Origin of the sequence: Saccharopolyspora pogona (assembly GCF_014697215.1) — a bacterium.
GTDB classification, from domain to species: domain Bacteria; phylum Actinomycetota; class Actinomycetes; order Mycobacteriales; family Pseudonocardiaceae; genus Saccharopolyspora; species Saccharopolyspora hattusasensis.
Window position 1 is genome coordinate 8,150,272 of sequence record NZ_CP031142.1, and the last position, 21,170, is coordinate 8,171,441.

General features: G+C 68.3%; 23 protein-coding genes and 2 pseudogenes. 13 read left to right on the top strand and 12 right to left on the bottom strand.

What is annotated here, in order from left to right:
• Nucleotides 1–63 precede the first annotated feature (63 nt).
• Nucleotides 64–816, top strand: coding sequence for a 4-hydroxy-tetrahydrodipicolinate reductase (dapB, locus tag DL519_RS38585; protein ID WP_190822210.1), 753 nt, complete (start codon nucleotides 64–66; stop codon nucleotides 814–816).
• A 21-nt stretch (nucleotides 817–837) separates the two neighbouring features.
• Nucleotides 838–1,290, top strand: a complete 453-nt coding sequence (locus tag DL519_RS38590; RefSeq protein ID WP_190824477.1) for a hypothetical protein — start codon at nucleotides 838–840, stop codon at nucleotides 1,288–1,290.
• Between the two features lie 802 nt (nucleotides 1,291–2,092).
• On the opposite strand, the gene DL519_RS38595 is transcribed toward DL519_RS38590, so the two are convergent.
• Complete coding sequence (locus DL519_RS38595) at nucleotides 2,093–2,584, bottom strand: VTT domain-containing protein (RefSeq protein ID WP_190822212.1); 492 nt, start codon at nucleotides 2,582–2,584, stop codon at nucleotides 2,093–2,095.
• 84 nt (nucleotides 2,585–2,668) lie between these two features.
• Complete coding sequence (locus DL519_RS38600) at nucleotides 2,669–3,232, bottom strand: GNAT family N-acetyltransferase (RefSeq protein WP_190822213.1); 564 nt, start codon at nucleotides 3,230–3,232, stop codon at nucleotides 2,669–2,671.
• 382 nt (nucleotides 3,233–3,614) lie between these two features.
• On the opposite strand from DL519_RS38600, the gene DL519_RS38605 reads away from it, so the two are divergent.
• The gene (locus tag DL519_RS38605) at nucleotides 3,615–4,823 is read left to right on the top strand and encodes a winged helix-turn-helix domain-containing protein (RefSeq protein WP_223840030.1); all 1,209 of its coding nucleotides are present in this window, start codon (nucleotides 3,615–3,617) and stop codon (nucleotides 4,821–4,823) included.
• Nucleotides 4,824–4,885: 62 nt separating this feature from the next.
• On the opposite strand, the pseudogene DL519_RS38610 reads toward DL519_RS38605, so the two are convergent.
• Nucleotides 4,886–5,283, bottom strand: a pseudogene (locus DL519_RS38610) (winged helix-turn-helix transcriptional regulator).
• Nucleotides 5,284–5,478: 195 nt separating this feature from the next.
• On the opposite strand from DL519_RS38610, the pseudogene DL519_RS38615 reads away from it, so the two are divergent.
• Nucleotides 5,479–6,063: pseudogene (locus DL519_RS38615) on the top strand (NADPH-dependent F420 reductase); the annotation flags it as partial.
• An 88-nt stretch (nucleotides 6,064–6,151) separates the two neighbouring features.
• Here the strand turns inward: DL519_RS38615 and DL519_RS38620 are convergent.
• Together DL519_RS38620 and DL519_RS38625 are read right to left on the bottom strand one after the other, a co-directional pair.
• A complete protein-coding gene (locus tag DL519_RS38620) occupies nucleotides 6,152–7,135 on the bottom strand; it encodes a DUF4097 family beta strand repeat-containing protein (protein WP_190822214.1) in 984 nt (327 codons plus the stop codon).
• A gap of 14 nt (nucleotides 7,136–7,149) precedes the next feature.
• Nucleotides 7,150–7,713 carry a toxin-antitoxin system HicB family antitoxin gene (locus tag DL519_RS38625; protein WP_190822215.1) on the bottom strand — a complete coding sequence of 188 codons (564 nt, stop codon included), beginning with the start codon at nucleotides 7,711–7,713 and terminating at the stop codon, nucleotides 7,150–7,152.
• A 164-nt stretch (nucleotides 7,714–7,877) separates the two neighbouring features.
• Between DL519_RS38625 and thyX the strand changes: the two genes are divergently transcribed.
• From thyX to DL519_RS38655, 6 genes are all read left to right on the top strand, one after another.
• Nucleotides 7,878–8,630, top strand: coding sequence for an FAD-dependent thymidylate synthase (gene thyX / locus DL519_RS38630; RefSeq protein ID WP_190822216.1), 753 nt, complete (start codon nucleotides 7,878–7,880; stop codon nucleotides 8,628–8,630).
• 253 nt (nucleotides 8,631–8,883) lie between these two features.
• The gene (locus DL519_RS38635; protein WP_190822218.1) at nucleotides 8,884–10,329 is read left to right on the top strand and encodes a serine/threonine-protein kinase; all 1,446 of its coding nucleotides are present in this window, start codon (nucleotides 8,884–8,886) and stop codon (nucleotides 10,327–10,329) included.
• A 44-nt stretch (nucleotides 10,330–10,373) separates the two neighbouring features.
• Nucleotides 10,374–11,000, top strand: a complete 627-nt coding sequence (locus tag DL519_RS38640) for a TIGR03085 family metal-binding protein (protein WP_190822220.1) — start codon at nucleotides 10,374–10,376, stop codon at nucleotides 10,998–11,000.
• Between the two features lie 158 nt (nucleotides 11,001–11,158).
• Complete coding sequence (gene dapA / locus DL519_RS38645; protein ID WP_190822222.1) at nucleotides 11,159–12,091, top strand: 4-hydroxy-tetrahydrodipicolinate synthase; 933 nt, start codon at nucleotides 11,159–11,161, stop codon at nucleotides 12,089–12,091.
• Nucleotides 12,092–12,098: 7 nt separating this feature from the next.
• Entirely contained in the window at nucleotides 12,099–13,823 is a 1,725-nt protein-coding gene (locus DL519_RS38650; RefSeq protein WP_190822224.1) for a ribonuclease J, read from the top strand.
• A 226-nt stretch (nucleotides 13,824–14,049) separates the two neighbouring features.
• Nucleotides 14,050–14,289 (top strand): hypothetical protein, encoded by a 240-nt coding sequence (locus DL519_RS38655; RefSeq protein WP_190822226.1) that lies wholly within the window; start codon nucleotides 14,050–14,052, stop codon nucleotides 14,287–14,289.
• 207 nt (nucleotides 14,290–14,496) lie between these two features.
• Here DL519_RS38655 and DL519_RS38660 read toward each other — a convergent pair whose 3' ends face one another.
• Both DL519_RS38660 and DL519_RS38665 read right to left on the bottom strand, forming a co-directional pair.
• On the bottom strand, nucleotides 14,497–14,700 hold the full coding sequence (locus DL519_RS38660; RefSeq protein WP_190822227.1) for a DUF397 domain-containing protein: 204 nt from the start codon (nucleotides 14,698–14,700) through the stop codon (nucleotides 14,497–14,499).
• Nucleotides 14,701–14,715: 15 nt separating this feature from the next.
• Entirely contained in the window at nucleotides 14,716–15,576 is an 861-nt protein-coding gene (locus DL519_RS38665; protein WP_190822229.1) for a helix-turn-helix domain-containing protein, read from the bottom strand.
• 326 nt (nucleotides 15,577–15,902) lie between these two features.
• Here DL519_RS38665 and DL519_RS38670 point away from each other — a divergent pair, with 326 nt between their 5' ends.
• Nucleotides 15,903–16,142, top strand: coding sequence for a hypothetical protein (locus DL519_RS38670; RefSeq protein ID WP_223840031.1), 240 nt, complete (start codon nucleotides 15,903–15,905; stop codon nucleotides 16,140–16,142).
• Between the two features lie 160 nt (nucleotides 16,143–16,302).
• Here the strand turns inward: DL519_RS38670 and DL519_RS38675 are convergent, their stop codons facing one another.
• From DL519_RS38675 to DL519_RS38690, 4 genes are all read right to left on the bottom strand, one after another.
• Nucleotides 16,303–16,725 carry an ESX secretion-associated protein EspG gene (locus tag DL519_RS38675; RefSeq protein ID WP_223840032.1) on the bottom strand — a complete coding sequence of 141 codons (423 nt, stop codon included), beginning with the start codon at nucleotides 16,723–16,725 and terminating at the stop codon, nucleotides 16,303–16,305.
• Nucleotides 16,726–17,131: 406 nt separating this feature from the next.
• The gene (locus DL519_RS38680; RefSeq protein WP_190822233.1) at nucleotides 17,132–17,431 is read right to left on the bottom strand and encodes a hypothetical protein; all 300 of its coding nucleotides are present in this window, start codon (nucleotides 17,429–17,431) and stop codon (nucleotides 17,132–17,134) included.
• A 61-nt stretch (nucleotides 17,432–17,492) separates the two neighbouring features.
• Nucleotides 17,493–18,269: a hypothetical protein gene (locus DL519_RS38685; RefSeq protein ID WP_190822235.1), complete on the bottom strand. Its 777-nt coding sequence runs from the start codon at nucleotides 18,267–18,269 to the stop codon at nucleotides 17,493–17,495.
• A gap of 144 nt (nucleotides 18,270–18,413) precedes the next feature.
• Complete coding sequence (locus DL519_RS38690; protein ID WP_190822237.1) at nucleotides 18,414–18,734, bottom strand: hypothetical protein; 321 nt, start codon at nucleotides 18,732–18,734, stop codon at nucleotides 18,414–18,416.
• A gap of 92 nt (nucleotides 18,735–18,826) precedes the next feature.
• Here DL519_RS38690 and DL519_RS47805 point away from each other — a divergent pair, with 92 nt between their 5' ends.
• Both DL519_RS47805 and DL519_RS50570 read left to right on the top strand, forming a co-directional pair.
• Entirely contained in the window at nucleotides 18,827–19,042 is a 216-nt protein-coding gene (locus DL519_RS47805) for a hypothetical protein (RefSeq protein WP_223840033.1), read from the top strand.
• Nucleotides 19,043–19,051: 9 nt separating this feature from the next.
• Nucleotides 19,052–19,357 carry an N-6 DNA methylase gene (locus tag DL519_RS50570; RefSeq protein ID WP_223840430.1) on the top strand — a complete coding sequence of 102 codons (306 nt, stop codon included), beginning with the start codon at nucleotides 19,052–19,054 and terminating at the stop codon, nucleotides 19,355–19,357.
• A gap of 183 nt (nucleotides 19,358–19,540) precedes the next feature.
• On the opposite strand, the gene DL519_RS38700 is transcribed toward DL519_RS50570, so the two are convergent.
• Complete coding sequence (locus DL519_RS38700) at nucleotides 19,541–21,121, bottom strand: alpha/beta hydrolase (protein ID WP_223840034.1); 1,581 nt, start codon at nucleotides 21,119–21,121, stop codon at nucleotides 19,541–19,543.
• Between the last annotated feature and the right edge of the window lie 49 nt (nucleotides 21,122–21,170).

Sequence of the window (21,170 nt, forward strand, 5' to 3'; positions counted from 1 at the left end):
GTGCAGCTGAGCTGCATAGACTCCGAGGTGGCTTCGACGTCGAGGTGGGAAGGTAGTCGTCACGTGAACAGCCCGATCAAGGTCGGCGTCCTGGGTGCCCGCGGGCGGATGGGATCCGAGGCGGTTCGCGCCGTCGGAGAGGCCCCCGACACCGAACTGGTCGCCGCGATCAACCGCGAGGACAGCCTGACCGGGCTGGTCAAGGGCGGCGCACAGGTCGCCGTCGATCTCACCCACCCCGACGCGGTCCTCGACAACATCCGGTTCTGCGTCGAGCACGGCATCCACGTGGTCGTCGGCACCAGCGGGCTCGGTGCCCCGGAACTGGACACCGTTCGTTCCTGGCTGGCCGACCGGCCGGAGGTCGGCGTGCTGGTCGCGCCGAACTTCGCGATCGGCGCGGTCCTGTCGATGCGGTTCGCCGAGCTGGCCGCGAAGTTCTTCGAGTCCGTGGAGATCGTCGAACTGCACCACCCGAAGAAGGCCGACGCCCCGTCGGGCACCGCCGCGCGCACCGCTGAGGTGATCGCCCAGGCGCGCGCCGAGGCGGGCCTGGGTGTGGCGCCGGATGCGACGACCAAGGAGCTCGACGGCGCCCGCGGCGCGGACGTCGACGGCGTCCGGGTGCACTCGGTGCGGATGACCGGTCTCGTCGCGCACCAGGAGGTGCTGTTCGGCACCGAGGGGGAGACCCTGACCATCAGGCACGACTCCTACGACCGCCGCTCGTTCATGCCCGGGGTGCTGCTCTCCATCCGCGAGGTGGGCGCCCGGCCGGGCCTGACCGTCGGCCTCGACGTGCTGCTGGGGATCTGAGTGGCCGAGCGGCGCAAGCTGATGAACCCGCGGACGTCCGCGTTCGTGGTCGCGACCGTGCTGCTGGTGTACCTGGTACTGATGGGTGGCCGCGCGGTCACCATGATCACCAGCGGGCAGCCGGTGTTCATCGCCCTCGGGGTGGCGGTTTTCGTGCTGCCGGTGCTCGGCGCCGTGCTGGTCGTCGACCAGCTGCGGTTCGGGGTGAGTACCGAGCGGCTCGCGCAGCGGCTCTACGATGAGGACGCCTTGCCGGACGTCTCGCACCTGCCGCGCCGCCCCTCCGGCCGCGTGGAGCGGGAGGCGGCCGACGCTTACTTCGACGAGAAGCAGGCTGAACTCGAAGCAGCGCCGCAGGATTGGCGCCGCTGGTTCGCACTGGCGCAGGCCTACGACCTGGCCGGTGACCGCAACCGCGGCCGCAAGGCGATGCGCCGCGCGATCGAACTCGAACGCGCGGAATCCGCCGAGTGACGCGGGTTTCGCTGCGCTGAAGGACTCGCGGGGCGTGCAGATCCCGCTACCCGGGTCTGCGTCCTCAGGCCGAAATGGACAAAGCGCTCGAACCTCTCTCGCTCGGTGTGGCAATCTTTCTTCAGCGGAAGGTGGCTGGTCTCCGGAACGAAATGCGCGCAACGGCGGCAAAGTTGAGATACCGTGTTAACCCCTCTACTGCTCTTCGGGTGAACGCGGACGCGTGCTGCGCTTCTCCGGGTAACGATCGTCCGGCGATCTCACCAAGTGGTTCGGCCATTGACAGAGTTACCCGCAATTCTGATTATTTCTGCCATGTCAAGGTTCGCCACTTTCGTGGTTCGCCTGCATGTCGATTTGGTGCTGCAGGCCAGCGCTCTCTGTTGCGTTCGCTAGAACTCTCCTTTCGCGGAACCGGGCCCAGCGAGCCAACACGGGTTCTCTCCGGTCCGATCGCAGACTGTCCACCGGGCTGGCCGCCGTTGCGCTGGCGGTCGGCGAGGTCACGCTAACCGTCCAGGACGCCTATGCGGATGTCGAAGTTTCGACGCAATCCCGTGAAAGGCGCCGATGGTAAGGACTGCACCGTCACCAACCGCGTGGTGAAAAGCGCGTTGGAGAAGTCGCAGTCCGACGGCAAGCGCAAGGAATGCTGCTTGTCTGGGCCGGTGACGAGAACATCGCCGACACGGTGGTTCCGGACGTGCGGAAGCTGCCGGGATCGCTGGGCGGGGGCCTCGGCAAGGTCGCGAATGCCGCGTCACGACCAGATTTCCCCGCGGTCATCGATCGGAGTCGGGGTTCACAGCCAACCGACGACGACGCCCGGAGCGATCGCGAGCGCGCCGAACCGGACGAAACGCCCGATGAAGCCCGTGACCACGAACATGGCCAGCGGGACCTTCGCCCAACCCGCGATCACCGCGATCGCGGCGAACGGCGGCAGGCTCGCGGCCGCGCTGATCAGCAACACCGCGCCAGTCCACACCGGCCGCTGCTGGCAGTTCGACCGGAACTTCTCCAACCACTCGCGCCAGCGGCCCTTCTGCTCGCGCTCGCCGTCCTTGCGCCGGAACAGCCTGGGCAGCCGGATCGCGCCGCGCGCCGCGTAGAAGTGCAGCAGCTTTCCGGCGATCTGGCCACCGGCGATGACCAGCGCCAACAGCCACCACGGGATATCCGTGCCGTTGAGCACCAGCCCGATCGCGAACAGTTCGACGCTGATCAACGGGAGCAGCGCCGAGGCCACCGACACTCCGAAGGTGGTGGACAGCAAACCGATCACGGCCAGCACGATCGCTCCCAGCGCGCTTGAACCCCAGTTGGCGGAGAGACTAACAACCAGCGTTCGCCGGGAACGAGCGAGCGTCGCCCGAGTTCATCGATCCTCGAACTGCAATTCAATCGGGCTCGACAACCGCAACTCCCGCAACGGCCGTCCCCCGGCGTCCAACGTGCGTACCGTACCGTCCGGTGCCCAGCCCGCGCTGCGGAAGAACGCCATAGACGCGGTGTCGGCCTCCGGCACCCACGTGATGCCCCGCGTGGCCCCGCCCTCGGCGAGCCGCTTCGCCATCGCGCCGAGCAGCCGCCCGGCGTGACCGCGTCGCCCCCAGCGTGGTTCCACCAGTAGCGCGCTGACCAGCGCGACCGTGGCCGCATCGGGCGGCGGAGTGCCGTTGGCCGCAGACGCCTCGGCTTCCGGGGCGGGACCGGCCGCGCAGAACCCCACGATCCACTGGCCCTCCGTCGCGACCAGCACCGAGGCGGGCCCGCCAGTCAGGGTCTGGTGCCACTCCTGCTCGGTCGCCGCGCCGTCGAGCCCGTCCAGCACCTCCGCCGGCAACAGTTCGCTGAAGGCGGTGCGCCACGTCGTCAGCTGGATGCGAGCGATCTCCGCGGCATCGGACGGCACCGCTTCCCGCACGTCGGCATCGGCCATGGCGACAACCTAACGTGTCCGGCCGATCGCTTAACCGGCCGGTGGGACCGTTCAGGAAGCCGCCAGCCTTCCGCAGGAGTTGCCGAGGTTCGCCTCCGTGCCGGATCTGGGTGGGGCGAACGGCCTGTTCGACCCGCCAGGGAGTCTGTTGCAAAATTACGCCCACCACGGATCGTGATCGATCGATCACGGCCGAGATGGCCACTGGCGGACGAACGGCGGCGATCGAGACCGATTTGGTACTTCGGTTCAGCCGTTTTCGCCGAAACCGCAACAGGCTCCAGGGCGAGCAAATGGGCCGTTCGCTCCAACTACCGGGCGTCGTTGCTCGGTGGTGATCCGGCTGTCGGGGATTGCTGGCACGATCTGCCGGGTGCAGACCATGAGCCGCGCCACCGCACGCCGACTGGCCGTCGCAGCCCAGGGCTTCGCCGACCCACCGCCGCGCGGCGAGGTGACACGCCGACACCTGCAGCGCGCTCTGGCCCGCACCAAACTGCTGCAGCTCGACTCGGTCAACGTGGCCGTCCGAGCCCACTACATGCCGCTGTTCAGCCGACTCGGCGGCTACGCACCGGAGCTCCTCGACGCGGCGGCCTGGTCGCACCGGGCGCGCCAACCGCGGCTGCTGGTCGAGTATTGGGCGCACGAAGCCTCGCTCATCCCGGTCGAGGACTGGCCGCTGCTGCGGTGGCGGATGCGGGACTACGGCGGTGCCTGGCGGCAGCGGGGCCGCGAACTGCTGGAACGCTCGCCGCAGCTGGTCGACGACGTGCTGACCGCGGTCAAGGAACTCGGGCCGATCGGCGCGGGCAGCCTGGAACGCGAACTCGGCGGCGGTGAACGCCAGGGGCGCGGTCCCTGGTGGAACCGCACCGATACGAAACGGGCCTGCGAGCTGCTGTTCGCGATGGGCGAGCTGACCACCGGCACCCGGCGCGGCTTCGAACGGCTCTACGACCTACCCGAACGCGTGCTGCCCGCGCACGTGCTCGCGCACGAGCCGGAGGACGACGAAGCGATCCGCGCACTGGTCGAGCGTTCCGCGCACGCGCTCGGCGTCGCCACCGAACCGGATCTGCGGGACTACTACCGACTCTCGCCCGCGCAGTCCCAGCAGGCCGTGGCCGAGCTCGTCGAGGACGGCGTGCTGGAGCCGGTCGCGGTGCACGGCTGGCGGCAGCCCGCGTACCGCTACGCGGCGGCCCGCATCCCCAGGAAGATCACCGGCCGTGCGTTGCTCTGCCCGTTCGACCCGCTGATCTGGGAACGTTCCCGTGCCGAACGGCTTTTCGAGTTCCGCTACCGCATCGAGATCTACGTGCCCGAACCCAAACGGCAGTACGGCTACTACGTCTTCCCGTTCCTCCTCAACGGCGAATTGGTGGCCCGCGTCGATCTGAAGGCCGACCGGGCCACAGGCGTGCTCCGGGTACCCGGCGCGTTCCTCGAACCCGGCCGCGATGCGGGCGAGGTGGTGTCGGAACTGTCCGCCGCGCTGCGCGACATGGCGTCGTGGCTGGACCTCGATGACGTTGTCATCGGCGGCAGGGGAGACCTGGCCAAGCCCCTCCGCGCGCCCAGCCGCTGACCGCGACCACGCGCGCGGCAGATCGGTGACCGTGCGGGGCGGCGGCCTCGTGAGCGGTGCGTTCAGCTCGCGCGGGTGCCTTCCGCGCGGTCGTGTTCTTCTTGCGCTGCCATGACTTCGTCGCCGTGGCGAAATCCCCATTCGCCAAGCGCCTCGATCGGGCTGAGCAGGCTCTCGCCCAGCTCGGTGAGCCGATACTCGACCCGCGGCGGAGCTTCCCGGTAGGTGCACCTGTCGACCAGGCCGTTGTACTGGAGCCGGCGCAGCGTTTCGGAAAGCACCTTGGTGCAGATCCCGCCGATCCGCGCCGCCGCAAGTCGATCGGGCGCAACGGCCCCTTGCGAAGCGCCCAGACGACCACCGGGTTCCTCGTGTTGGACAACAGGTCGAAGGTCAACCGCGCGCGGCAGTCGGCGAGGAACTCGTTGTTCGCGGGAAATGCCCCGGGTACCTCGGTCATCGGCTTCTCCTCACCTGCCAAGGGCCCATCTTGCCCCGTCGTCAGGCACCGTTTGGTAGCTATCGGGCCCCATAGGGTCGGAACGGCATCCAAGCGGAGCAGTCAGGCGAAGGCGGGAGGAGTTCTATGCGGATTGGGATTCTGGGCGCTGGGAACATGGCCGATGCTTTCGGTACATAGTGGACGCGAGCCGGTCACCAAGTGTTGGTGAGCGGTCGCGACCCGGCGAAGACGCGTGGGCTCGCGGAGCGGCTCGGGTCGTCGGCGCAGAGCGGAACCTTTGCGGAAGCCGTCGAGTTCGGCGATGTCGTCCTCGTCGCCGTGCTGCACTCGGCGGTCGCCGACGTCCTGTCCACCGCTGGAGCCGAGGCCGGGGCCTTGCGCGGCAAGGTGTTGATCGACTGCACGAATGCGGTCGTTTCCGATCGCTTCGTCCTCGATCTCCCCGCTGGCACGTCGATGGCCGAACAGATCGCAGCCCAGGCAGTCGGGGCCCACGTCGTCAAGGCCTTCAACACCTGCCACGAGTCCGTTTGGCGTTTGACCCCACCGGCTTTCGACGGCCGACCGCTGATCGTTCCGCTGTGCGGGGACAACCCCGACGCGGTCGCAACCGTCCGGTCGTTGGTAACCGACATCGGCTGCGAACCCGCCGACGGCGGTCGGCTTGAACGTGCGGCACTGCTGGAAGCCATCACCGCGTTCCTGATCGGCCTGTGGTTCGGCGGCATCGACGCGCAAGCGATGCTGACTCCACACAAGTACGCCACCGGGGCCTGATCGGCCTCAATGCTCAGCCTGGCGGTGTCGCTGGATCGGCTGGCTCCCGGCCGATCCAGCGACACCACTTCGGAGCAGACGCCCGGCCTCATGTAGCGGTTGTCAAAACGGCATCACCTGTTCCTGTGCGGCCGAAGATCTGCAACTTCGGCTCCTTCTCGGGAGGTTCTTCGGACACCGCCAGGTCGCTGCTCGCGGTGCCGGTGGACGAGGTGAGGTCGACCTCCGCCGCGGTTCCGCGGTGAATCGACACCTGCAGCTCGCCGGAACCGGTGATCAGCTCGACCTGCCCGGCAGTTGCGTCCGCGACCGTCAGATCGCCGCTGCCCGAACGCACCATCACGTCGCCGGACACGGTGCCCAGCCAAACGTCGCCGCTGCCGGTGGCGACGGACGACGCCGCCTCGATCGCGCTGATCTCGACGTCGCCGCTGCCGCTGCGCGCGTGCACGCCGCCGGCCATCGTGCCGAGTCGTAGCTGGCCGGAACCGGTCCGGACCGTGGCCCGATCCGTGGCCCGCTCGACCCACACGGTGCCGGAACCGGCCTGGATACTGACCCGCCCGGCCGCGCCGGTCACGTGCACCTCGCCGGAGCTGGAATGCACACCCACCTCGGAGTCGAGCGGGGCGCGCACCTTGACCGCCAGCGGGATGCTGCGCAGCGGCGCGTTGGCCGGGGTTCGGACGGCGAGCCGGTTGCCGGTGAGGTCGATCCGCGTCCGCCGCACGGCCTCGGAGACCGGCTCCTGCGGCCCGCGACCGCGCTCGGCGTCGCCGCCGGTGCGGATCCCCGCCTCGCCGAACTGCTCGGTGACCCAGCTCAGCAGCCCGGTCAGGCCGCTGCGCCAGTCCGGCCCACTGGCGCCGGGGTCATGCCGGACCTCGACGTGGGTGGTCGCGGTTTCGGCCAACTCGACCACGACAGGCCCCAGGCTGTTGCCGATGTCGATGCGGATCGGCCCGCCGGTGTCGAAGTCCTGGCTGCGCACCAGTTCGGCCAACCGCTCCTCCGCGCCCGGCCGGTCCTCGGGCTCTGCCGGGCCGTTGCCCGTGGTCTCGTCGTTCGCCATCGTGATACCTCCTCTCAGCCTTCCACCCAGCCGCGCACTCGCGAGCCGGGTTCGCCGCGCCACCGCCCGCGCGGGCCGCCGCCGGGCGGTCCCCACGGTCGGCCGCGCCCGTGCCCGGGGTGGTCCCACGGGCCGCGCGGACGCCCGGTGTGCAGCGCGCCCTGGACCGCCTGGGCGACCCAGGTGTTCAGCGACACGCCCTGGCTCGAGGCGGCCTGTTCGGCCTGCGTCTTTATCTCTTCCAGCAGGCGCAGCGTGATGCGGCTTATATCACCGCTCTCGCCGGTCGGCGGGGGTGGCGGTGGCTCCGCTTCGTCGTCCACCGTGGGTGGCGTGGTGCCGCCGCTGACCACCACCCTGACGTCGCGGCCGTCGAGGCGGATGTCGACGACCTGGCCGTCCAGCTGGGTCGTCACCTCCGCTGCCAGGTCGGACAGTGCGTTCATGATCGCCAGCCGCGCGGCCGGCTCGATCGCGCCGGACAGCGCCGCCGCGGTCTGCCGGGTCTGCTCGTCGCCGGCGGAGGCCGCGGCGGTCAGGTCCTCGCGAAGCTGTTCGATGTAAGGGCTCAGATCCATGACACCACTATGACGGCATGAATGGCGTCATTCAATGACCCGATGGTGTCAACTGGCGTCATGGGATCTTGTCGGGTCCGCCGGTTACGCTCGATGCACACATTGGGGAGTCGTTCGCGGCAGTCGCCGACCGCCGTGCAGAGCAGGAAAGGGGCCCGCCCGTCGTGACCGAGATCGTGCGGCCGAAAGTGCAGCTGATCGGCAAGACCGAGTTCTTCCCGCCGGAGGACGTGGACTGGTCGACCGACGCCGACGGCGGGCAGGCGCTGGCCGAGTTCGCCGGTCGCGCGTGCTACCAGTCGTGGCGCAAGCCGAACCCGGCCACCGCCACCAACGCCGGCTACCTGCGGCACATCCTCGAGGTTGGACACCTGTCCGTGCTGGAGCACGGCTCCGTGTCCTTCTACCTGTCCGGGATGTCCCGCTCGCTGACCCACGAGCTGATCCGGCACCGGCACTTCTCCTACTCGCAGCTGTCGCAGCGGTACGTGCCGGAGCGCAACGCCGCGATGGTCGAGCCGGACGTCATCGCCCAGGACCCAGAGCTGCACGAGAAGTTCGTGGCGGCCGCCGAGGCCAGCGTCGCGGCCTACACCGAGCTGCTCGCCGCGCTGGAGGAGAAGTTCGCCGACGAGCCGAAGGCGACGCTGCGCCGCAAGCAGGCGCGGCAGGCGGCCCGCGCGGTGCTGCCCAACGCCACCGAGACCCGGATCGTGGTGACCGGCAACTACCGGGCGTGGCGGCACTTCGTCGCGATGCGCGCGTCCGAGCAGGCCGACGTCGAGATCCGCGCCCTCGCCATCGAGTGCCTCCGCCAACTGCAGAAGGCCGTGCCGAACGTGTTCAGCGACTTCGAGATCACCACGCTGAAGGACGGCACCGAAGTCGCCTCCAGCCCGTTCGTCACCGAGGGCTGAAGCTGCGCGCACGCGGGCTTCCGCCGAACCCGGCAAAGGGTTCCGGAAGCCCGCGTTCTGCTGTCCGGGGCCGCGGCAGATCCACAGGTGGCACCGCCACGCGGCCGGCTCGCACGGCTTCTCCGCGGCCGGGAACCGATCGTTCGGCAGCACAGTCCAAGGGCCGGTCGGAATCGTCTGATTGGATGATCGGCGACGTAGGGACGTGTGCGCTGCGTGGTCGCGCGCGGGGACTTCGGTGGAGGACGGCGCAGTGGTGGAGCAGGTCGGACCGCGGCAGCAGGCTCGGGTGATCGGTGGTCGCTACCAGGTCGTCCAGGAGCTCGGGCGCGGTGGCATGGGGATCGTGTGGCGGGCCTGGGACCAGGTCATCGGCCGCGAGGTGGCGATCAAGGAGCTGCACCTGCCCGACGGCGTGCCGCTGGCCGAGCGGGAGGTCTTCGAGGCGCGCGTGCTCCGCGAGGCGCGCACCGCGGGGCGGCTGAACGACCCCGCGGTGGTCACGGTGCACGACGTGCTGGCCGAGTCCGGCACTACCTACATCGTGATGGAGCTCGTGCAGGCGGTCACGCTCAGCGATTACATCGTCCAGTGGGGTCCGCTGCGCCCCGAGCAGGTCGCGGACCTGGCGCGCAAGGTGCTGTCCGCGTTGGAGGCCGCGCACGCGGCGGGAATCGTGCACCGCGACGTCAAGCCCAGCAACATCATGGTGGCCGACGGGCGGGTCAAGCTGACCGACTTCGGGATCGCTCAAACCCTGGACGATCCGCGGCTGACCACCAGCGGCGCGATCGTCGGCTCGCCGTCGTTCATGGCGCCGGAGCGGATCAAGGGCGCCGACGCGTCCCCGGCCAGCGACCTGTGGTCGCTCGGCGCGACGCTGTTCTTCGCGGTCGAGGGCTGGGTGCCGTTCGAGCGGCAGACGACAGCAGCCACACTGCACGCGGTGCTCAACGAGATGCCCCAGCTGTCGCGCCCGCACGGCGTGATCGGTTCGGTGATCACCGGGCTGCTCATCGGCGACCCGCGGGCGCGGTTCACCGGCCCGCAGGTCCGGGCGCTGCTGGACAGCGCGCTCGCCAACGGTGCGCCGGAGCCGACCACCCACCCGGTCGGGCCGCCCACCCGGGTCGCCCAGGGGGCGTCGCAGCAGAAGCGGTCCAAGCGCCCGTGGCTCATCGCTGCGGCCGTCGCCGCTGTCGTGCTGTTCGTCGCCGGCGTCCTGATCGGACGGTTCGCGCTGGTCGGCGGCGGTGCGCCGACCGCGATGGATTCGACCCTGGTGTTCGGCAAGGGCGGCGACGTCGACGAATTCGACCCGGACGGCAAGGACTGCGGCATCGGGAAGATCACCCCGGGCAAGCCGGTCAACAACACGACGTCCTGCTCGGACCCGCACGACTTCGAGTTCTACGCGTCGGGAGCGGCGTTCAGCTCCTCCAGCTACGACACGGCCTATCCCGGGGAGGCCGCGCTGACCGCATACGGCGAGGGCTACTGCTCGATGTACTTCGCCTCGGACAAGGTCGTCACGCCGGGCAAGCAGACCACGTTGCGCTACCTCACGCTCGTCTCCTCGGAGCAGTCCTGGAACGCGCACCGGCAGGCTGAAGGCGACCGCAAGGTGGGTTCGCAGCAGATCTACTGCGCCCTTTACAGCGCGTCCGGCGACAAGCTGCAGGCGTCCGCGACGAAATGATCGGTTGCGTCACCGCGCCGATCGGCGGTGGCTAGAGTGGTCGCATGGGTGTGGCCAGCGATGAACGCCAGCAGTTGTGCGACCTGTTCGAGCAGCTCGACCCCGGCGCGCCGACGCTGTGCGAAGGGTGGACCACCAAGGACCTCGCGGTGCACCTCGTGGTGCGCGAGCGGCGTCCGGACGCGGTGGCAGGCAAGTTCGTGAAAGCGCTCGTCAATCGCAGCGAGCGGATCCAGAACGAACTGCGCGCGCTGTCCTGGCCGGAGCTGGTCGACCAGATCCGGCAGGGCCCGCCGAAGTGGAACCCGCTCAGCTTCGGCGGAGTGGACGAGGCGGTGAACGCCGCCGAGTACTACGTGCACCACGAGGACGTCCGCCGTGCGCAGCCGGGCTGGCAGCCGCGCCCGTCCGACCCGGTGCGCGAGGAAGCGCTCTGGAAGTCGCTGACCCGGGTGGCGAAGATGTTCTACGGGCGCAGCCCGGTGGGCGTGGTGCTGCGACGCCCGGACGGCACCGAGATCGCGGCCAAGCGCGGTCCGCGCACGGTGCGGCTCAGCGGCGAGCCCAGCGAGCTGATCTTGCACGCCTTCAGCCGCCGTGCGGCGAAGGTCACCGTCGAGGGCAACGAGGCCGACGTGCTCGCGGTCGAGGACTTGCGCCGTTCGTTCTAGGGATCTCTTCCGGGCGCGCCGGAAACTCGCTCGCGTGATGCTCGCCCGGCAGGAAGAAACACGGCGTTCCGGGGGCTGCGGACGCCGGGTTTCCGGGATCTGGTTCGAGGTCGGTCCGGTGGCTCTGAACAGGGAACTAACCAGGTAGCGTCAGGGCCATGACCGTCTGTCCCACCGCCATTCCGGGCCGCCCGTTCGGCCGCGTCCTGACCGCCATGGTCACGCCGTTCGACGAAGACGGAAAGCTTGACCTGACGCTGGCGCAGGAGCTCGCCACGTATTTGGTCGACAGCGTCGGCAATGATGGGTTGGTCGTCAACGGCACCACCGGTGAGAGCCCCACGACCAGCGACCACGAGAAGGAGCAGCTGCTGCACGCCGTGGTCGAGGCGGTGGGTGATCGCGCGACCGTGGTGGCCGGCGCGGGCACCAACAACACCGAGCACTCGGTCGAACTGGCCCAGGCCGCGGAGCGGGCCGGTGCGCACGGCCTGCTGGTCGTGACGCCGTACTACTCGCGCCCGCCGCAGGAGGGGCTGTTCCAGCACTTCTGGACGGTCGCCGACGCCACCGAGCTGCCGGTGATGCTCTACGACATCCCGCCGCGCTCCATCGTGCCGATCCAGGTCGACACCCTGAAGCGGCTGGCCGAGCACCCGCGGATCAAGGCGGTCAAGGACTCCAAGCACGACCTGCTCGCTGGCAGCGAGGTGCTGGCCAGCACGGACCTCGCGTACTACTCGGGCGAGGACCCGCTGAACCTGCCCTGGTTGTCGGTCGGCGCGGTCGGGTTCGTCAGCGTGATCGGCCACGTGGTGGGGGACCGGCTGCGCAAGATGCTGGACGCCTTCGAGGCTGGTGACGTCGCGGGCGCCAGGGAGGTCCACAATGGACTCCTGCCGGTGTACCGGTCGATGAACTTCGTCGGCGGCGTCATCTTCTCCAAGACGGCGCTGCGGCTCTGCGGCTACGAGACGGGCCAGCCGCGGCTGCCGCTGCCGGGCGCTACCGAGGAGCAGGTTCGGTTGATCACCACCGACCTGTGGGATGCTGGCCTGGTACTGGTCAATCCGGACGCCGCACAGAGGTGAACCAGCGTTGAGCGCAAAGGCGACAGCCACCGAGTACCACCCGGTGACGCCGACATCATCGGCCCCACCCCCACCGTTGGCCGAGGGTGGGCTGCGCGTCGTGGCGCTCGGCGGCATCGGCGAGGTCGGCCGGAACATGACCGTGTTCGAGCACGAGGGCCGGTTACTGATCGTCGACTGCGGCGTGCTGTTCCCGGAGGACGACGCCCCCGGCGTGGACCTGATCCTGCCGGACTTCGCCGCGATCGAGAACCGGCTCGACGACATCGACGCGCTGGTGCTCACGCACGGGCACGAGGACCACATCGGGGCGGTGCCGTTCCTGCTGCGGCTGCGGCGGGACCTGCCGGTGGTGGGGTCGAAGTTCACCCTCGCCCTGCTCGCCGCGAAGTGCCGAGAGCACCGGCTCGACCCGGTGCTGGTCGAGGTTTCCGAGGGGCAGCGCAGCCAGCACGGCGGCTTCGAGCTGGAGTTCTTCGCGGTCAACCACTCCATCCCGGACGCGCTGGCGGTCGCCATCCGAACCCCGGCCGGGATCGTGCTGCACACCGGTGACATCAAGCTCGACCAGCTGCCGCTGGACAACCGGCTGACCGACCTCGCCGGGTTCTCCCGGCTCGGCGACGAGGGCGTGGACCTGTTCCTGGTCGACTCCACGAACGCCGAGGTGCCCGGGTTCGTCACGCCCGAACGCGAGATCGGCCCGGTGCTGGACCGGGTCATCGGCAAGGCGACCCAGCGGGTGATCGTGGCCTGCTTCGCCAGCCACGTGCACCGCGTGCAGCAGGTGCTGGAGGTGGCCGAGACGCACGGCCGCAAGGTGTGCTTCGTCGGGCGTTCGATGGTGCGCAACATGGGCATCGCGACCGACTTGGGCATGCTGCGCGTGCCCGACGGGTTGCTGGTCGACCTCGACGAGGCGCTGTCGATGCCGGAGCACATGGTCGCGTTCGTCTCCACCGGTTCGCAGGGCGAGCCGCTGTCGGCGCTGTCGCGGATGGCGCGCGGCGAGCACAAGCAGATCCGGATCCGAGCCGGAGACACCGTCGTGCTGGCGAGTTCGCTGATCCCCGGCAACGAGACCGCGGTTTTCGGCGTGGTCAACGGCCTGGTCCGGTTGGGCGCCAACGTGGTGCACCAGGGCCACGCGAAGGTGCACGTGTCCGGTCACGCCTCGGCCGGTGAGCTGCTGTACCTCTACAACGCGGTGCGGCCGAGCAACGTGATGCCGGTGCACGGCGAGTGGCGGCACCTGCGGGCGAACGCCGAGCTGGCGCGGCTGACCGGGGTCCCGGCGGATCGCGTGGTGATCGCCGAGGACGGGGTCGTGGTGGATCTGCTGGACGGGATCGCCTCGGTCGCCGGCCGGGTCGAGGTGGGGCACGTCTACGTGGACGGCCTGTCGGTCGGCGACGTGGGCGAGTCCACGCTGTCGGACCGGCTGGTGCTGGGCGAGGGCGGGTTCATCGCGATCACGGTCGCCGTCGAGGCGTCGACCGGCCGGGCGGTGTCCTCCCCGACGATCTCCGGTCGCGGTTTCTCCGACGACCCGAAGGCGCTGAACGATGTGGTGCCGCTGGTGGAGATGGAGCTGGCCCGCACCGAGGCGGAGGGCATCACCGAGACCCACCGGATCGCCCAGGCGGTGCGCCGGGTAGTGGGCCGCTGGGTGGCCGAGACCTACCGGCGGCGGCCGATGATCGTGCCGAACGTGCTCGCGGTCGGATCCTGATCCACCGCCCGCTCGGGTGGCTTGTTGGTCCGTTTTGCCGGGCACATTCGATCACTGTCAGGTGTCGTGATCTCCACGGGGTGATCTGAGAGACCCGTTGGGAGCACACGGCAGGCTTGATCGGGACCTCGCTGCAAGGGTTGGTGGCACCGGTTCGGAGCGCATCCACCCTGAAGGGGAGCCCTTCGGGCCTGCGGAATCACCACACAGGAGATTGGGGTCAGAAGTGCGTACTTCCGCTCGACTCTTCGGCGCCGCCGCCGCTGCGGCCGCGATGCTGGCTGTCGGTTCCCCGGCGTTCGCCGACAGTTACGGCAACGACGGGATCAACGTCCTGGACGACAACAACACCAGCGTGTTGCCGATTCAGCTGTGCGGCAACAACATCGGCGTGCTCGCCTACGTGGCGCCGTTCGCGTCCCCGCAGATCAACAACTGCGTCAACGCGCCGATCCTGGACCACTGACGCGAAGACCTCACGTCAACTGCGCAGAAGGGCCGACCTCCTCCGGGAAGTCGGCCCTTCTGCTGTGTTTCGCCCGGTATGGGGTAGGCGACGAAGATTCGCAAAGTTCTTGGGAACGGGACTCAGGGGGCGTTGGAGCTGGGGCTGTGAGGTCGTGAGTGCGTAACCGGGCTCCAGTCCGGTTACGTACTCACGACCCTTGCGGCCTCAGCCGTGGTGTCCTGCCTTGATGTGGGTCAGGAACCCTGACCAGGCGGCGTTGCCGAAGACGAGCATGCCGCCGTCCCGGTCCTTGGTGTCCCGTACACCAACGACGCCCGGAACCATTGCGACCTCGACACAAACGTTCTGTGTTGCGCTGTAGCTGCTCTTGAACCACGTCGCGTCTGCCGGGATACGTAGTTCGATCATGGTGCGACCTCGCGTTCACTCCGAGTACTGCTTGCGCACCGATCGTATGAGATCCAGCGACTCCTTCGGGGAGAGTGCGGCAGCCTGAAGTTGGTTCCACAGCCTGGTGTAAGCCGAAACGGCGCTCTTGTCGTCCAGGTAGCGGGCGTCGTCTAGGCATTCGATGTAGACGAACTCCAGGTCGGCTGCGATTCCGTCGGATGGGATGCGCAGCATCGTGAAGTCGAAGGAGATACCACCACCGGGTGTCTCTGCGTCGAACGGCAGGACCTGGAGGTTGAAGTTCTGCTGCAGCGCCATCTCTGACAAGTGGTCAAGCTGTTCGCGCATGACCCAGACCGTGCCGACCTGCCGACGCAAGCACGACTCGGAGAGGATGAACGACGCCGTCACGGGCTTGGCGCGAGTGAGAATCGCTTGTCGCTCCTGGCGCGCCGCGACGTTGGCGTCGATGTCCTCGCTTTCGCCGCGTACGGATGCGGTGTCCATAGCGCGGATGTATCCCTCCGTCTGAAGGATGCCCGGGACGATCTCGCCCTGCACTTGACGGATGTCGTCGGCGTCGGTCTCAAGGTCTACGTACATGCGGAACCATTCGGGAAACACGGAGCGGTAGCTGCCCCAGCGTCCCCGGCTGCTGCGGGTTCGCGCCAGCTCGAACATCCACTGCATCTCGGCCGGATCGACGTCGTAGAACTCCAGCAGTAGCTTCAGATCGCCCTTGCTGACTCCGCCCTGGCCGAGCTCCAGGCGACTGATTTTGCCGATGCCACAGTCCAAAGCCTCGGCGGCTTCGGCCTGCTCACGGCCTGTCTTCAGACGCAGGTGGCGCAGTTCGTTGCCGAGTTGAAGCCGTCGCACGGTGGAAGTTGTCATCGATCGCCTCCGGTTCGGGGTCCGTTGCCGTTGAGTGTTCCGCATCCCGCGTCCACAAGAACATCACCCGATTCGGCAATTCCATAAACTGCGATCGCAGGTTTAAGTTGAGATCACGATCAACTGGGAGGTCGGAGCACGGAATTGAATTCACATTTCACGCCACAGTCTGCCGCGTTGTTGCTGCTCATGGCGTTGGTGGCGGTGTTGCCGTGGGTGCTGGTTGCGCGGGAGCTTGCGGCGGTGCGGGCTTGGCTGACTCACTGTCGAACTCGGCGCACTACTCGTGAGATCCGGCGGATGATGGCGACTTCCGGAGGTCAGAAGTGACGGAGCAGGTGCAACGCCATTACTGGCTTCCGACGCCGGATCCGGATGCGCGCGCGTTCGTCCGGCATGCGTTCCGCGGGCGCCGCTGGGAAAGCCAGTCTTCCGACACGACGGTGTGCGGCAAGCAGGTGGCGATGGCCAAGCCGAACGAAATGGACTGGTGCACCGCGCCGACCTGCTTGGAATGCAACGGAATTCTCGTCGGCGAGCAGCGCGGCAGTCCCGGCGAATCCTGATGACCAGGTTCGATGCCGCTGACGCCCCCGACCCGGCATCGAACCACCCCGACCGGTCGGCGCACACTTCCCCCTCCCGGTGCGCCGACCGGTCACCCCTATGGTCTCGTGAGCACTTTAAGGCGCTATGGCACCCAAAAACACTCACGGGCCCATCGCGTCAGATGCGGGCTGCGGGCCTGGTGAGTACCTTGATCATCTCGTCGATCGTGGCGACCAGCTTGCGCCCGTCGGCGGGGGCGAGGGTGTACCACTCGCGTCCGTCGCGGCCGGGTTTTCGTTGTGCCAGGTAGCAGCCTGTTTCGGTGGTGAAGAACTGCAGGTTGAACGCCAGTGTACGAGCCCGCCGGACCTTCTGTTCGTAGGCGCGGACGGTGAAAAGGCCGTCCATCGTCCGCTTCGCGGTGAACGCCTGGGCGAGCGTTTTGGCGTCGTTGCCGCGGATTCCGTTGGAACTCAAGGCCGACGACAGGCTCGTCTCGCCGGCGCCCATCCGCTTGCCGACCCGATCCAGCTGCTCGCAGGGCAGCTGGCACCGAGATGCCTTCGGCGGCGGCGACCCGGCCCAGCAGGTTGACCGCATGGCCCGCCGGGCCGCCGTGTTCGTGGCGCTTGATGCGGATGTCCCGCAGGTCGTCCTGCGAATCGCCGTCGGCCTGATACGCCTGAACGGTACTTCGGCCGTGTTCGACGAGCACCGCGTTGAAGCTTTCGCCATGCCGGGAATTGACCGCGACTGCGACCGCCAGTGGTGCGCGGGCCAGCAGATGGATCGCGTCTTCCAGGGAACGGGTGCAGGTCGTCGTCATCGAAAAGGCCTTGCTGGGCCAGTTGCCGCCGCCCGAGCTCAGCCGCTTCGCGGCGGTCCTGCTCGGTGGCTTCCGTCGGCAACCAGCCCACCCGCAGCAGTGGGTGCAGTTGCAGGTCGAAACGAGTGCACAGGTAGTTCGCCGCAGCGGGAGGCAGGCTGATCTCACGCCCCGCCACGGTCACCGTCCCTCGTTGGACCAGTCACCGAAAACCGGCGGTGCGGTCCGTTCCATGTCGTTGGTGAAGACGTCGTCGTCCTCCAGCAGCCAACTCGGGCGCTCGTGCTCCTGGTCCTCCTCGCCCTGCGGCTTCCCGCGGCCAGCGCCACCGGCACCACCCGGCGCGCCTGCCGAGCCACCACGAGCCCCGGCACCCGCAGCGGAGCCACCAGCACCCGTGCCAGAGCCGAGACCGCCGACAGCGGCGCGACCACCGGCGCCAAGCTGGCCGTCGGCACCCGGGCCGACGGCGCGACCCATGCCGCCACCGCGCATCCCGGCACCACCCGGGCCGCCGCCTGGCGACGGAGCCCAACGGCCGTTATAGGGGTTCTGCCGCTCCCATGCGCCGGTCTGCGGATTCTGCCGGTACAGCGTGCCGTCCGGGCCGCGCACCACGCCGGGCGGCGGGGTGGAGGGCTGACCGGGCAGCGGCGTCGCCCACGACGGAGCGGTGCTCGCTGGCGGCGTGGACGGCGGAGACGACGGCGGAACGTAGGAAGGGGCGTGCGGCGTCGCCCACGACGACGAGGTGTCGGAGGGAGTGGCCGAAGTGGACAGTCCGCTGGTGTGGCTGCTGGGGGTGCTGTGGTTCGACGAATACCCGCTCGGGGTCTGTGTAGACGGCTGCTGGTCCTGCCGTGGTGGAGGCGGCGGCCGGTCGGCGGGCTGGAACTCCGGCATCCGCGCGATGACGCCCTCGGCTGTAGCGCTCCATGGCGGCGTTGGCCTGCTGGTTGGTGTCGACGTAGGCCTGCTGACGGTCCTCATAGTCGCTCATCCACCCGGTGATGGGGTTGGAGTCCAGCCCCCAGTCCTCAACCCACCCCTTCTGCGGCGGATCGAGAACCGCCTCCTGCCCACTCGGCAACTTCTCGCCCTGCCGGGGAAGAGACTGGAACGCCTCCCGCTGGTAGGTGGCCTGCTCTTCGAGCGCGGCCTTCACGCCCCGCGACGTGTTGGCTGCGGCCTCTGCGAACGGCTTGATCTCGGCGATAGAAGCGTTCGCCGCATCGGCGGCCCGGCCGTGGTGCGCGGCCTCGGCAGCGCGGAGAACCGCCCATCTGCTTGCGGTACTCCGCGCTGGCACAGCGGGCACTAGAGGCTTCACTCCAGGCACTTCCGGCCAAAAAATAAGCTGATCTTGGGGATCAACATGCTTGACATGTGCTACGCGAGTAGCGCAATCGAGGCGCTGACCATCGCACTTCGGCTGAGAATGCTCATCTTCATCACGCTTTGATCATGCATCACCGTGGGTACGGTTCCCGCCAGCACTGGCCGCTTCGTCGATGCGTCGATACTCCTCCAACGTCGCCTGGTAGGCGTCCAGCTTGGCTGTCAGCTCCCTGATAGCCATCTGGAGGGACCCACGCTCGTCCACTCCTCTCTTGTTGATCGCCTCGGCGGCTTTGGTTGTGTAGCCGTCCTTCGCGGTAAGTTCGGCCGCGAAGTCACCCTCAGCGACTTGAGCGATGCTGTGGAGCATCGACTCGTCCCGGATGTCCTCCAGCTTCTTGATCGCGCCGTCCAGCGCATCAGGGTCGATCCCGAACCCCGTCATGGCCGCTCCCCCTCCACGTGACACCTCACGGTTGCTGATCCACTCTTGCTGATCACCGCGTGTGACTACAGCAGTTCGGATCGGTTAACACTATGGCGGTGATCACTCTGTTGAGATGCCCGAATCGTTCCGGCCTTCACTTGGATGTCGCAGTCGGCGAACAGTCCGCGAACACGTCGCATAACCTGATCTTCGGCAAGACGCAGAACAAGATCCAGAACCCGGCGAACCTGTCCCGGCTGGTCAACGAACTGGTCAATCGCGAGATTTGGTCGGTCCACGGCACCGATGTCAACGGCGACGCCTAGGAGCAGCTGCTGTCCCGAGGTGCGGCCGACACCAAGTCGGGTGAGGGCCAGTACTTCACCCCGCGCCCACTGATCGACGCCATGGTGCGCTGCACCCAGCCGACCCCGGACGACACGATCACTGATCCCGCCTGCGGCACAGGGGGCTTCCTGCCGACGACGCGGATTCGCTGCTGCCACCCGAGGTCATCGCGGCGGAGATCGTCGAGGACCTGCAGGCTGCGCTCTCCGAATTCGCCGCCGTCGCCGAGGCTCTGGGTAGTGGAGAAAAACGGAGAGTTAGCGCCGAGTTTTTCGATTGCGCTCGTCGCGTGAATGCAGTCGTGGCCCGGTCACATTGGAACACCGCAGTTTTCCTTCTTGCTGGGATGCAGCTACAAGGTCTGCGTCGGCTACCTCGGAGCTCACCTGCGCAGCGGGATGACCAACTGATGTCGTGAGTGGTTGTTCCGGACTCAAGACCGGCAAGAGCCGGAACAACCACTCGCGAGCGGGTGATCAGTGCCGGCTGGACTTCAGGGCTTCCTGCAGGACCGCGGGTTGTTGCGGGCGGACGTTCAGCGCGCCCACCCCCTCAGGGGTTGGCTGGGGGAGCGGTTCGCACTTGGTGTCCGGGCCTTCGCCGGGCTGTCGCGCCGGCAGCTTGCCGGTGGCCAGGTAGTCGGCGATCTGGTCGTCCAGGCAGGCGTTTCCGCCGAGCGAACCCGAGTGCGTGGTGCCGCCGGGCAGGCTGATCAGGCTGGCGTTGGGGAAGCGCTTGCGTGCTTCCAGCGCGCCGGGGAACGGCGTCGCGGCGTCCAGTTCCTCGCTGATCAGCAGCGCGCCGGCCACCTTGCTGCCGTCGACGTTGACCGGCTTGCCCGGCTTCGCGGGCCAGTTCCGGCACGGCGCGTTGTACCAGGCGTTCGCCCAGGCCTCGAACGGCGCCTTCTCGTGGACGGCCCAGTTGTCCTTGCGCCACTGCTCCCAGCTCGCCGGCCACTTGACGTCCGTGCACTGGACCGCGAGGTAGACGGCGAAACCGTTGTCGTCGCCCGGTGTGTTGGCGCCGTCGTAGATCGCCTTGAGCGTCTGCCAGTCGCCGCCCCGCACCCAACCCGAGAACGCCTTGGCGCGGCGGTCCCAGGCGGACTGCGAATAGCCCGCCGTCAGGAACACGTCGGTCCACTCGTCGGAGCCGATCACGCCGCCCGCCGGCTGCTGGTCGAGCTTGGCGAGCTGCTCGTAGTACAGCTTCTCCACCTCAGCGCCGGTGGTGCCCAGGTGGTACGTGCCGTCGTACTTCGCGATCCAGTCGAAGAAGATCTTGATGTTGCGGTCGAAGGCCACGTCCTGGTTCAGGTTCGCGTCGTACCAGACGTCGCCTGCGTTCACCACGCCGTCCATCACGACCCGGCGCATCCGCTCGGGGTGCAGGGTGGCGTAGACCTGGCCGAGGTAGGTGCCGTACGAGAAGCCGTAGTAGTTGATCTGCTCGGAGCCCAGCGCCTTGCGGATGCTGTCCATGTCCTCGACGACGTCCGTCGTCTTGATGTGGTCGAGGAGCTTGCCGTTGTTCCCGCACGCCCGCGCGTAGCCCTCGGACCGGTCCAGCCAGGCCTTCTCCAGCTCCGGCGTGGTCGGCACGTAGTGCGGGCGGTCGTAGGAGAAGTAGTTCGGGTCGCACGAAATCGCGGGCTCGCTGGCGCCCACTCCGCGCGGGTCGAAGCCGATCCAGTCGTAGGCGGCGCCGGCGTACTTGGGCACGTAGGCGCCGAGTACCGACAGGGACAGGCCGGATCCGCCCGGGCCGCCCGGGTTGACCAGCATCACGCCCTGGTACTGGTCGTCGGGCACGGTGTGCTTGATCCGCGAAACCGCGAGCGAGACCTGCTCACCCGCTGGGTCGGCGTAGTCCAGCGGGACTTTCACCATCCCGCATTCCGCCCCGGCCTTCTGCAGGCCCTCGTCCTTGCACTGGCCCCATTGAACCGGTGTGGGCTCGAAAACCGGTGCGGGCGCGGCGGTTGCGGCTCCGGCGGCCGGCGGCAGGCCGGCCAGCAGACCGACGGCCATCGCAGCAGTGACGACTTTTCTCACGATTGTCCCGTCTGTCCTGTTGGGCCCACCTTCCAGCGGCGAGCAATGT

Bases quoted from the DNA above. Each gene is read 5' to 3' on its own strand.
- DL519_RS38590 (WP_190824477.1), top strand. From the start codon at position 838: ATGAACCCGCGGACGTCCGCGTTCGTGGTCGCGACCGTGCTGCTGGTG.
- DL519_RS38600 (WP_190822213.1), bottom strand. From the start codon at position 3,232: ATGGCCGATGCCGACGTGCGGGAAGCGGTGCCGTCCGATGCCGCGGAG.
- DL519_RS38605 (WP_223840030.1), top strand. From the start codon at position 3,615: ATGAGCCGCGCCACCGCACGCCGACTGGCCGTCGCAGCCCAGGGCTTC.
- DL519_RS38620 (WP_190822214.1), bottom strand. From the start codon at position 7,135: ATGGCGAACGACGAGACCACGGGCAACGGCCCGGCAGAGCCCGAGGAC.
- DL519_RS38625 (WP_190822215.1), bottom strand. From the start codon at position 7,713: ATGGATCTGAGCCCTTACATCGAACAGCTTCGCGAGGACCTGACCGCC.
- DL519_RS38640 (WP_190822220.1), top strand. From the start codon at position 10,374: ATGGGTGTGGCCAGCGATGAACGCCAGCAGTTGTGCGACCTGTTCGAG.
- dapA (WP_190822222.1), top strand. From the start codon at position 11,159: ATGACCGTCTGTCCCACCGCCATTCCGGGCCGCCCGTTCGGCCGCGTC.
- DL519_RS38660 (WP_190822227.1), bottom strand. From the start codon at position 14,700: ATGATCGAACTACGTATCCCGGCAGACGCGACGTGGTTCAAGAGCAGC.
- DL519_RS38665 (WP_190822229.1), bottom strand. From the start codon at position 15,576: ATGACAACTTCCACCGTGCGACGGCTTCAACTCGGCAACGAACTGCGC.
- DL519_RS38675 (WP_223840032.1), bottom strand. From the start codon at position 16,725: ATGCGGTCAACCTGCTGGGCCGGGTCGCCGCCGCCGAAGGCATCTCGG.
- DL519_RS38680 (WP_190822233.1), bottom strand. From the start codon at position 17,431: ATGGGTCGCGCCGTCGGCCCGGGTGCCGACGGCCAGCTTGGCGCCGGT.
- DL519_RS38690 (WP_190822237.1), bottom strand. From the start codon at position 18,734: ATGACGGGGTTCGGGATCGACCCTGATGCGCTGGACGGCGCGATCAAG.
- DL519_RS47805 (WP_223840033.1), top strand. From the start codon at position 18,827: ATGGCGGTGATCACTCTGTTGAGATGCCCGAATCGTTCCGGCCTTCAC.